Annotated in this window: 3 protein-coding genes; 1 reads left to right on the top strand and 2 read right to left on the bottom strand. The window is 57.0% G+C overall.

Annotated features, from left to right (window positions below; all coding sequences use genetic code 11):
* Window positions 1–48: 48 nt before the first annotated feature.
* Window positions 49–1,551, bottom strand: a complete 1,503-nt coding sequence (locus K359_RS56580; RefSeq protein ID WP_224496918.1) for a bifunctional diguanylate cyclase/phosphodiesterase — start codon at window positions 1,549–1,551, stop codon at window positions 49–51.
* Window positions 1,552–1,585: 34 nt separating this feature from the next.
* Here K359_RS56580 and K359_RS65615 point away from each other — a divergent pair, with 34 nt between their 5' ends.
* Window positions 1,586–1,849, top strand: a complete 264-nt coding sequence (locus K359_RS65615) for a hypothetical protein (RefSeq protein WP_166202924.1) — start codon at window positions 1,586–1,588, stop codon at window positions 1,847–1,849.
* Window positions 1,850–1,943: 94 nt separating this feature from the next.
* Here K359_RS65615 and K359_RS56575 read toward each other — a convergent pair.
* A partial coding sequence (locus K359_RS56575; RefSeq protein ID WP_156929142.1) for a GGDEF domain-containing protein occupies window positions 1,944–2,264 on the bottom strand: 321 nt, incomplete at its 5' end.

Genomic DNA, 2,264 nt, shown 5'->3' with positions numbered 1-2,264 from the left:
GCACAAAACACCAAAACCTTGCAATCTCAGAACGTCATTCCAGCCAAATTACGATTCCAGATCAGTCGCCTGGAAGCTTCTTAACGGGCGACTAAGCAGCGCGGGGATACCGGCGGCCGGGACGGCATCACTGAACAGATAACCTTGTCCTTCTGCGCAACCATTGGCCACCAGATAGGCCAGCTGGCCTGCGTCTTCGACACCCTCGGCCGTGGCCGTCAAACCAAATCCATTTGCAAGGCCAAGGATAGCACGAACGATCACCTGGCTGTCGGTACTGTCGTCGAGATGCGACACGAAGCTGCGGTCTATCTTGATCTTGTCGAGACGAAACGAAAGCAGCTGGCTAAGCGTAGCATAACCCGTACCGAAATCATCGAGCGCGATGCGGACGCCGGCTTGACGGAGTTCATCCATCACGGTCTTCGCAACCCCGGTCTTTTCCACGAACGCGCTCTCCGTAATTTCAATCTCCAGGCGGCTCGGACTGACCCCGGTTTGCCCAAGGATCGATAGAATGCGCTGTCCAAGCGCGGGGTCACGCAACTGAATCGGCGAAATATTGAAGGCAAGCGTAAACATCTCCGGCCACACATTGGCATCAAAACAGGCGCGGCGAAAAAGCTGATCGCCAAGCGCGTTGATGAGGCCAGTTTCTTCTGCAATCGGAATAAACACGTCGGGCGGAATATGCCCAAAAGTCCGGTTTTCCCAACGCGCCAGGGCCTCGAACCCGATGATGCAATTACTTTTGAGCGAAACGAACGGCTGGTAGTGCGGCTCGATAATATCGGCCGTTATCGCGCTGCGAAGCTCTCGCTCGATCTGGATGCGCCGCTCGACATGCATGTCCATCTCTGGTTCGAAAAAGCGAACACACGACCTGCCATCGCCTTGTGCGCGATAAAGTGCACGTTCTGCGCGCCTGACCAATTCGTGGAGATTGACGCCGTCAATCGGAGCGATGGCGATGCCAATTCCAACACCAAGCTCGGCTGACCCCGTCTCGATCGCGAAAGTGTCGCCGGCGGACGCCACAATACGGCGCGCCAGATTGGTGGGATCCTCAAAGGAGCTAATGTCTGGCATGACAATCCCGAATTCGTCGCCTCCAATCCTCGCCAGGACGCCATCCGTGCGCAAGACGTCGGCGAGCCTGTTGGCAAATTCGCAAAGCGCCTTGTCCCCCGCTGCGTGGCCATGCGCGTCCTTGATTCTCTTGAAGCCCCTAAGGCCAAGCATCAGAACGGCCACCTGGTGGGTGTCGCCGGCGAGGCCAAGGCACGCATCAAGTTTTTCATCAAACAGGCGACGGTTAGGCAGGCCGGTCAATGGATCATGTCGCGCCAGATCGCGCGCTTCTGCTTCTGCAATGGTTCGTGCTTTGGTTTCTCGGGCGAGATCTCGATAGCGGCGAACACTAAAGATTGTCAGCGCAACGCTCAGAAAGAATGCGACAAACATCATGAATACGATGGCGTCGAGTGCCGAATCCGCATAGCCCCGTCCCAGCTGAAACAAACGAGGGCCAAGCTCATAAACATGCGCCAAGATCGAAGCAAGAACGACGCCCCCAAAGAGAGCGATGAAATCCCTTGTGGCAGAACTACGCCAATCGAACCAATCGGCGCGCAATACGCGCGATCGTGGATTTGACAAACTCATCACAGTCGAACCTTCGCTGACGCCGGTTATTCCAGCAAGCTCTTACAAGTGGCATAAATGCACACTTAACACCAGGTTTTGTGCGGCGCGCCTGCTCAACCAGCTTCAGCGCGAACCTTGCGACCGCGAAGCCATTGTCCGGCTCGCGGCGTTGATGGATAAAGAGACTCGCTCGACCGCGTAAAGCAAGATGCGATCTACGTGGTTCGCCGCCGCGATTCCCGGTCACGACCATGTTGCTCGTGCAGCCTTAGGCTAAGCGCGCGAATGAACGAAGCCTACGCGGCAATCACACGATTGCGACCTTCATGTTTTGCGCGATAGAGCCGCTGATCTGCGACGTTCAGCAATCCGTCAAGCGTGTCTCCATCGCGCCCGAGCTCCGACACCCCAACACTGATGGTGACGCAGACCGACGGTCGGGCTTCGACGTCGAATGCAGTGCCTTCAATCGTCGATCGTAGGCGCTCGGCTACCGCGCAAGCCGTGTCGAGCGTCGCTCCCGGCAGCAAGACCATGAATTCTTCACCGCCCACGCGCGCGACAGAGTCATAAGGGCGAATTGCCTCCAGACACTTTCGCACAAATGCGCGGAGCAC

Origin of the sequence: Bradyrhizobium sp. th-b2 (assembly GCF_000426785.1) — a bacterium.
GTDB classification, from domain to species: Bacteria; Pseudomonadota; Alphaproteobacteria; order Rhizobiales; family Xanthobacteraceae; genus Bradyrhizobium; species Bradyrhizobium septentrionale.
The sequence above is the reverse complement of the archived record's forward strand: the minus strand, read 5'-3'. Positions and strand labels throughout refer to the sequence as shown.

Excerpts from the sequence above, each read along its gene's own strand:
- K359_RS65615 (WP_166202924.1), top strand. The coding sequence starts at position 1,586 with ATGAAATCCCTTGTGGCAGAACTACGCCAATCGAACCAATCGGCGCGC.